Source organism: Actinomadura sp. 7K534 (assembly GCF_004348575.1).
In the GTDB taxonomy this organism is placed as follows: domain Bacteria; phylum Actinomycetota; class Actinomycetes; order Streptosporangiales; family Streptosporangiaceae; genus Spirillospora; species Spirillospora livida.
In genome coordinates, this window is the sequence record NZ_SMKB01000019.1 from 48,771 (window position 1) to 56,386 (window position 7,616).

Consider the following 7,616-nt stretch of genomic DNA (forward strand, 5'->3'; position numbering starts at 1 on the left):
CGTCGGCCGCCTACGACGTGGCGCGGACGCTGTCGCTGCTGGCCGCCGTCACCCGCAAGGTCGCGGGGCTCGGCGAGACGCCTGAGGAGGTCCTCGGGGACGTGCGGGCGGTCGCGGGCGGCCTGCTCGGCGCCCGCGGCGAAGGAGCCCTGGGCGAAGGAGTCGCGGACGGCTCGGCGGACGGCGTGGGCGGCCGCGAGGAAGGCGGCGGGGTGGGCGGTGTGGAAGGCGGCACGGGCGGCCAGGTCCAGGGCGTCGGTACGGCGGGATGCGCCGGGGACGGCTCCGGGGCCGTCACCCCGCCGAACAGCTCGCGGTAGACGTGGGACGAACGCGGATTGGCCCCGCAGGCCCAGACGCCGTGCGGGCAGTAGTCCGTGATCGTCTGGTACACGACATCGTGCGACATGATCCAGTCGTGCATTCCCTGGATATATTCCGGGTTGTCGGAATTGCGGAACAGGCCCCATTCTGGAAACGAGATGGGCTTGCCGCGCGCGGCGGCGAATTCGGCCTGGGCGCGCAGCCCGTGCTCCTCGTTGACGAAATCCTCGAACGACTCGCCCGCCGGCTGGTCGTAGCTGTCGGAACCGATGATGTCCACCACGTCGTCGCCGGGATAGCACTCGGTCCACGGAATGGCGTCCCGTCCCCGCGTCGGCGCGAAGTCGAAACGGAAGCGCGACCCCGGCACCGCCCGCATCGTCGTGACGATCCGCCGCCAGTACGCCTTCCAGACGAGGGGGTCGGGGGCGCAGCGGCCGGTGTAGGTCTCCCCGTTCATCTCCCAGCCGAGCACGATGACCGAGTCGCCGGCCCCGAGGGAGACCAGGCGTCCGGCGAGCGTGCGGTAGTGGCCGTCGAACGCGCCGGCCGCGCCGCCCCGCAGCAGCGAGCGCACCACGGGCTCCGGCAACCCGGACTCGTTCGGCGCCATCATCGGGACGTTGACCACCAGCATCCGGCGCGGGTCGGCCGCCTTCCACCGCGCCCACACGTCGAGCATCCGCGGCGGGCCGTCGATGTCGGCCCAGTGGTTTCCCGGGAGGTAGGTGCGCCCGACCGTCACCGTGGAGCCGAGCCACCGCTGGAACGGGCCGACCCGTGCGACGCCGTCCTCGCCCGAACCGAGAAAAGCCCCCAGCGGCACGTACTTCCGTGTTTTCTGCACCGCCGGAGTGAACGGCCCTGTCGCCAATGTCGAAGCGGTGAGCGCCGCCATCGTGACCGACACGGCCAAAATGGAAGGGAGCGGACAGAACGGAATCGTCCATTTTCGCCGGCGCCCGCACGGCCGCCCCGCCGAATGGATATCGGGAGCTCGCATGCGTATGGTATGCCCAAGGTGTCCGCCACCGAACAAAGGGACCGGGCGGGCGGCGCCAGAATTTACGTTTCCGGATCTTCGGAAGGGCGTCCTGCCCCACAATTCGCTGAAATGGGTCCGCTGACCGCATGTTCTTCGACACACAGGCCCCGCCGGGGACGCGCCTCGACGCCGGCCTTCCCGTCCTGCTGCTGCGCACCGACCGCAACGTGTTCCACCACGGGACGCTCGGCGTGATCAGGAGCCTGGGCCGCGCCGGCGTGCCGGTGCACGCGATCCTGGAGGGGCGCGCCAACCCCGCGTCCCGCTCCCGCTACCTCTACCGCGGGCACCCGTGGGCCCCGCCCGCCGAGCGGCCGGCCGCGCTGCTGAGCCATCTGCGGGTGGTCGGCGAGCGGATCGGCGGCCCCGCGCTGCTGGTCCCGGTGGACGACGCCGGCGCGATCTTCATCGCCGAGCACGCCGACGCGCTGGCGCCCCACTTCGTCTTCCCCCACCAGGACCCGGACGTCCCGCGCCGGGTCGCCGACAAGGCGCTGCTGGCGGCGGCGTGCGAGCGGCACGGCATCACCTGCCCGCCGAGCCGGACGCCCGCGTCCGCCCGCGAGGTGGACGAGGCCGCCGCCGACCTGGGCCTCCCGCTGATCGCCAAGTGGGCCCGCCCGTGGCGGCTCGCCCCCGGTATGCGGAGCACCACCGTCGTGCCCACCCTCGGCGCGGCGCACCGGCTGTTCGGCGCCGCCCGCGACCGCGACCCGGACGGCGACGCCGGCCCCCTGATCCTGCAGCGGCGCATCCCGACCGCCACCGGCGACTGGTTCTTCCAGGGCTACTTCGACGAGTCCCTCGGCTGCCTGTTCGGCGGAACCGGCCGCAAGCACCTCGCGCACCCGCCGCAGGCCGGGCACACCGTCGCCGGGGAGTGGGCGCCCAACCCCGAGCTGCGGCGCCTCGCGGTCCGGATCGTCCGGCTGCTCGGCTGCCGCGGGCTCGTCGACCTCGACTTCCGCTACGACGCCGGCGACGGCGCGTACCACCTGCTCGACTTCAACCCCCGGATCGGCGCGCAGTTCCGGCTGTTCACCGACCGCGCCGGGCTCGACCTCGCCCGCGTCCTGCACCTGCACCAGTCGGGCCGCCGCGTCCCCGGCGCGCGTCCCGCCTTCGGCCGCAACCTGCTGGTGGAGAACCACTACCTCCAGCAGGCCGCCGGCCGGCCGCTGCTGCGGCCGAGGACCCTCCGCCCGCTCCGCGAAGCCGACGAGTTCGCCTGGTACGCAGGCGACGACCTGCCGCCCTTCCTCGCGATGGGCCGGCAGAGCGTGCTCCGCGCGGTCGAGCGGCTCCGCACCAGGTAACACCACACTCAAACGGGGGATCGAACAATGAGCGACTCGGCCAGCGACGTCGTCATCGCCGGCGCCGGGCCCTACGGCCTGTCGACGGCCGCCCACCTGCAGAACCTCGGGCTGGGCGTCCGGATCATCGGGAAGCCGATGCGGTTCTGGGCGGAGAACATGCCGGCCGGCATGTACCTGAAGTCCGAACCGTTCGCGTCCAGCCTCGGGGCGCCGCACCGGGGCATGCGCTTCACCGACCGCCACCCGGACTGGCGGCTGGGGCAGCCGATCCCGCTGGACACGTTCGTGGCCTACGGGCGCTGGTTCGCCGCCGTCGCGATCCCCGGCACCGAGAGCACGGAGGTCGTGAACGTCGAGCGCGGCGGCGGGGCCGGGTACACCGTCACGCTGTCCACCGGCGAGACGATCGCGGCGCGCACGGTCGTCGCCGCCGTCGGCGTCGGCCCGTTCGCCCACATCCCGGACGAGCTGGCGGGCCTGCCGTCCTGGCTCGTCTCGCACAGCAGCGCCCACCACGAACTCGGCCTGTTCGCGGGCAAGGAGGTGGCGGTGGTCGGCGCCGGGCAGTCCGCCCTGGAGACCGCGGTCCTGCTCGCGGACGCGGGCGCCCGCCCGCACGTCATCGCCCGCCGCGCCGAACTCGACTGGAACACGGTGCCCGAGGCGAGGCGCTCGCTCTGGAAGCTGGCGCGCGGCGGCCCCCGGTCGGGGCTCGGCACCGGCTACCGGACGTGGCTGTGGGCCGAGCAGCCCGGCCTCGTCCGGCACCTTCCGGAGGCCACCCGGGACCGGCTCGTCCGGGAGACGCTCCCGCCCGCGGGCTCGTGGTGGCTGCGCGACCGGCTCGACGACCGCATCCGCGTCTCGACCGGTCGGCGGATCGCCAAGGTCGTCGAGGAGGAGGACGGTGTCGCCCTGACGACCGTCGACCGCGCCGGGCGGCGCCTGGTGACGGAGGTGGAGCACGTGATCGCCGCGACCGGGTTCGTCCCGGACGTGGCGCGGTTGACGATGCTCTCGCCGGAGCTGCGCGCCCGCGTCACCACCCGGCACGGGGCGCCGGTGCTCAGCCGCGACTTCGAGTCGTCCCTGCAGGGGCTGTACTTCGCGGGCCTCGCCGCGGCGCCGACGTTCGGGCCGGTCATGCGGTTCGTGCACGGCGCCGACTTCGCGGCCCGCCGGATCGCGCACCACATCATCCGGCGGACGCCGCGCAGGCGGCCTTCCGCGGGGCGGCACGCCGCCGTCCTGGAGCCCGACATGCGGTGAAGGATCCTCCTCCGGCCGGCGGGCCGCCCGTCCGGGCGGCCCGCCGGCCGCGTCACTGCCAGTGCGGGTGTCACCGCCAGTACGGGTGCGCGGCTCGGCGCGCGCGGTCGGTGCGCGCCTTGGCGAGCCACCACTCCCAGCGTGAGTACAGCGTCCAGGCACCGGACCGGAGCCGCTCCGCGCGGGTGCCCGGAGCTTCGGGGACGACGGGGACGACGAGGACGCGGACCTCGGTGCGGGTGACGAGCGTGCGGCGGGGGCGCCGGCGGCGCGCCGGCCGCAGGCGCGCGAGCGCGGACGGGGTGTCGGGCATCGGCATGCTCCTCGGGCGGGTGGCCTCCGTGACCGGCTGCTCGCAGAGCGTAGCGCAACGGATACCGCCCACCATGCTTCTCCCGGATTCCGTCGCGGGACCTTGCACCGGCCCATAAAAGGCTACAAAGGGCGACGAAATGGGCTCTAGCGGGCGGGAGATTCCGCGCCGGGGAAACGGGAATTCATGCCCGGGTAAATGATTCGGGGACGCGCCGGAAGACCGGGCAACGACTCATTGATCGCGCGTTCCATGGTGCTACGTTCGTGCCGTTCCGAAGGCACCGGACCATGCGAGGAGAGAACCGGCAGTGGAGTCCGCACCGATCCACCGAGGGGCGAACCGCCCCCAGGGTCGTCCGCGGCATGCCGTCGTCCTCGTTGTCGTCCGCGTGATCGCCATTGCCGGTTTCGCGGTCGCGGGCTGGCTCGCCATGGCGGCGCTGACCGACTCCGCGTCCGCCGCCCAGCCGGGGCCGCGCGCGTCCGTGCCGGGGGACGGCACCGTCCGCGAGGCCGCTCCCGCGCTCCAGGGGCCCGCCCGCGCGGAGGCCGGCGTCCGGCCCGTGCTCGGCGCCGTCCCGGCGCAGGTGCGGGAGAACGGCGACCGCCGGCTCCGGGCCCTCGGGGCCTGGAAGCGGGAGATCTCCGGGGTGCCGGACCGCCTGCGGGACATCGAGCACGACCCCGTGCGGTACCTCCAGGAGCGGCGGCACGAGGTGTTCGACGGCAAGGACCGGGCCGTCCACCAGGTGCGGGGGCTGGCCGACGCGGTCGGCGTCCCGCGCGTGGAGATCGCCGGGGTCCGGCCGACCGCGCCCCTCGGGGGCGAACTCGTGCAGGGCATCACCGACGTGCGGCCCGGCCTTCTGGACGACGAGCCGCAGGCCGGCGAAACCCCGGAGATCCCGACGGCCGACGAGGCCCGCGCGAGCGGCGAGGAGCCGCCCGCCGGCGCCGAGGCCGCCCCCGCCGCCCGGTCGTCCCTCGCGGGCACCGCGACGGCGGACGACGCACCGGGCCACTGCACCGGATGCCAGGAAGACCGGCACCCGGCCGACCCGGTCCTGCCCTCAGGCCAGGACAACCCGCGTGGTGCGGGCTCCGGCGGGCACACCTTCACGCCGGTCGCCGACCTGCTCAAGAACCGGCACCCCGCGGCACCGCCCGCCGTCGAGCCGGGCACCTTCCACCGCACGGCGCTGACCGACGTGTCCGCGCCCGGCGGCCCCTCCGTCGTCCCCGACTAGGGGCACCCGGCCCGAGGCGGCCACTTCCCGACGGCCCGCGCGCCGCGCTGACGCGCGCCGCCCGTCCCCGATCACCCCGGTGATCGACTCCACGGACCATCCTCCAGCGGCATCGGCCCATCGGGCCCCTGCCGGCTGCGCTCACCTGCAATGCGCGCAGCGAACCACCGATTCACCAATGCGAACAGGAGCAACACCATGCGCAAGTGGGCAAGGAACACCGGCCGCGCCGCCCTGGTGGCCGCGGGTGCCGTCGTCGCCGGCGCCGCCTTCGGCTCCGCCGGCACCGCGGGGGCCGCCACGCTGCCCGGCGACTTCGGGAGCATGTACGACGGCGCCCGGCAAGGCGGCTTCGGCCACGGCGACTCCGGGAACGTCGACATGGCCTCGGCGGGCAACGTCGGGCTGGGCAACGGCAACCAGGTGTTCGCGCCGATCAGCATCCCGATCGACGTGTGCGGCAACGCCATCGCGATCGCCGGGCTCAGCCAGGCCGAGTGCACCGGCGGGGCGCAGGTCGGATCCGGCGGGTCCGGCAACGGCTACCGCGGCGCCGACCGGGGGGGCCACCGCCACGGCGGTGGCGGCGGCGAGCTGAACCAGCTGAGCTACGGCAACGTCGGCCTGGGCAACGGCAACCAGGTGTACGCCCCGATCAACGCGCCGATCAGCGTCTGCGGCAACGCGGTCTCCGCGGTGCTCGCCGCCGCGGGGGCGCAGTGCGAGGGCGGCGCGTCCGTCGAGCGCGGCGGCGGGCCCGAGGTGAACCAGGCCTCGGTCGGCAACGTCGGGGCGCTGAATGGAAACCAGGTGTTCGCGCCGATCAGCGTGCCGATCAGCGTGTGCGGCAACTCCGCCGCGGCCGTCCTGGCCCTGGCGCAGGCGCAGTGCGAGGGCGGCGCGTCCGTCGAGCGCGGCGACGAGCAGCTGCCGCCCACGCTGCGGACGCCGCCGAAGAAGAAGACCAAGGCGTACAAGCCGGCCAAGAACCGGCCCGCCGCCGGGAAGAAGCCGCTGCCGTCGACGCAGCGGGGCAACGCGCACCGCATGGCCGCGGCCACGCCCGACTACCGGCGCGCGGACGGGCTGCCCGCGGTGCAGCAGTTCATGGGCACGCTCAAGCGGACGGGCGCGCCCGTCCCCGGGCTGGACGTCCAGCCGGGCGAGATCGGGCCGAAGCTGTCGGCGGACGGCGGCCAGCCGGTGAACCTCGGTACGGCGCTGCACTGAAGGCCCTGATCGGCGCGGGTGACGACCCGCGCCGGTGACGAGCCCTTCCCGCCCGGTGTGCACCCGGGGCCCGCACGGGCCCGGCCCGGGACGGAGGCGGGAAGGACTCCACGGGGGAGGGGCGGCAGACGTGCCGCCCCTTTTTCCCTGTCCGGCCTTTTCCTGTTCGGCCTTTCTGTCCGCGGCCTTTCCGGCACCCCTTTCCCCAGCGCCCCCGCATCGATGGAGGTAGACATGCTCGACCGCAAGCTGCTCGACCGCAGGCCGTTCGCCGCGGCGGCCCTCGCCGCGTGCTGCGGCCTTTCCGTGCTCGGCGCCCCGCAGGCGCGGGCGGAGGCGGCGGCACCGCCCGCTCCGGCCGCCGCACCCGAACGGCCGAAGAAGGGCACGGTGATCGCGGAACTCCAGATCAAGCGGATGGGCCTCAAGACCACGGTCAAGGAGGGGGTCAGCCAGGCGGTGCTGCGGTACGCCGTCGGCCACTACCCGAGGACGGCCCTTCCCGGGCAGGAGGGGAACACGGTGCTGTTCGGCCACCGGACGACCTGGCGGCGCCCCTTCCACGACCTGGACAAGGTGCGGCGCGGCGACCGGATCGTCCTGCGCGCCGGGCGCATGTCGTACGTCTACACGGCGCGGAGCACGCACGTCATCAAGGCGAGGGACCGGCGGGTCCTGGAGCCCGTGCCGTTCGTCCGGCGCAGCGCGCCCGACGGCGAGTACATCTCGCTCATCACCTGCACCCCGAAGGGGTCGGACCGGTACCGTCTCGTGGTCGTCGGCGTGCTCCACCACAAGCAGCCCGCCGGCTGACATCGGACGGCCGGACGCCGGGCGGAACGCGTCCGCCCGGCACCCGCCCGGCAC

General features: G+C 74.4%; 7 protein-coding genes. 5 read left to right on the top strand and 2 right to left on the bottom strand.

Annotated elements, in window-relative coordinates:
- Positions 1-10: 10 nt before the first annotated feature.
- Positions 11-1,171: a glycosyl hydrolase gene (locus E1266_RS39275; RefSeq protein ID WP_243718263.1), complete on the bottom strand. Its 1,161-nt coding sequence runs from the start codon at positions 1,169-1,171 to the stop codon at positions 11-13.
- Positions 1,172-1,455: 284 nt separating this feature from the next.
- On the opposite strand from E1266_RS39275, the gene E1266_RS06680 reads away from it, so the two are divergent.
- Both E1266_RS06680 and E1266_RS06685 read left to right on the top strand, forming a co-directional pair.
- Positions 1,456-2,685 carry an ATP-grasp domain-containing protein gene (locus tag E1266_RS06680; protein ID WP_132044834.1) on the top strand — a complete coding sequence of 410 codons (1,230 nt, stop codon included), beginning with the start codon at positions 1,456-1,458 and terminating at the stop codon, positions 2,683-2,685.
- 27 nt (positions 2,686-2,712) lie between these two features.
- Positions 2,713-3,957, top strand: coding sequence for an NAD(P)-binding domain-containing protein (locus E1266_RS06685; RefSeq protein WP_132044836.1), 1,245 nt, complete (start codon positions 2,713-2,715; stop codon positions 3,955-3,957).
- Between the two features lie 70 nt (positions 3,958-4,027).
- On the opposite strand, the gene E1266_RS06690 is transcribed toward E1266_RS06685, so the two are convergent.
- Positions 4,028-4,270, bottom strand: coding sequence for a hypothetical protein (locus tag E1266_RS06690; RefSeq protein WP_132044838.1), 243 nt, complete (start codon positions 4,268-4,270; stop codon positions 4,028-4,030).
- A gap of 391 nt (positions 4,271-4,661) precedes the next feature.
- Here E1266_RS06690 and E1266_RS06695 point away from each other — a divergent pair, with 391 nt between their 5' ends.
- The 3 genes from E1266_RS06695 to E1266_RS06705 all read left to right on the top strand — a co-directional run bounded on the left by E1266_RS06695 (position 4,662) and on the right by E1266_RS06705 (position 7,562).
- Entirely contained in the window at positions 4,662-5,519 is an 858-nt protein-coding gene (locus tag E1266_RS06695; protein ID WP_132044840.1) for a hypothetical protein, read from the top strand.
- A 198-nt stretch (positions 5,520-5,717) separates the two neighbouring features.
- Complete coding sequence (locus E1266_RS06700) at positions 5,718-6,749, top strand: chaplin family protein (RefSeq protein ID WP_132044842.1); 1,032 nt, start codon at positions 5,718-5,720, stop codon at positions 6,747-6,749.
- Between the two features lie 234 nt (positions 6,750-6,983).
- Entirely contained in the window at positions 6,984-7,562 is a 579-nt protein-coding gene (locus E1266_RS06705; RefSeq protein ID WP_165965960.1) for a class E sortase, read from the top strand.
- Positions 7,563-7,616 lie beyond the last annotated feature (54 nt).

Coding starts and splice junctions, on each gene's coding strand:
- E1266_RS06680 (WP_132044834.1), top strand. CDS start 1,456: ATGTTCTTCGACACACAGGCCCCGCCGGGGACGCGCCTCGACGCCGGC.
- E1266_RS06685 (WP_132044836.1), top strand. CDS start 2,713: ATGAGCGACTCGGCCAGCGACGTCGTCATCGCCGGCGCCGGGCCCTAC.
- E1266_RS06690 (WP_132044838.1), bottom strand. CDS start 4,270: ATGCCCGACACCCCGTCCGCGCTCGCGCGCCTGCGGCCGGCGCGCCGC.
- E1266_RS06700 (WP_132044842.1), top strand. CDS start 5,718: ATGCGCAAGTGGGCAAGGAACACCGGCCGCGCCGCCCTGGTGGCCGCG.
- E1266_RS06705 (WP_165965960.1), top strand. CDS start 6,984: ATGCTCGACCGCAAGCTGCTCGACCGCAGGCCGTTCGCCGCGGCGGCC.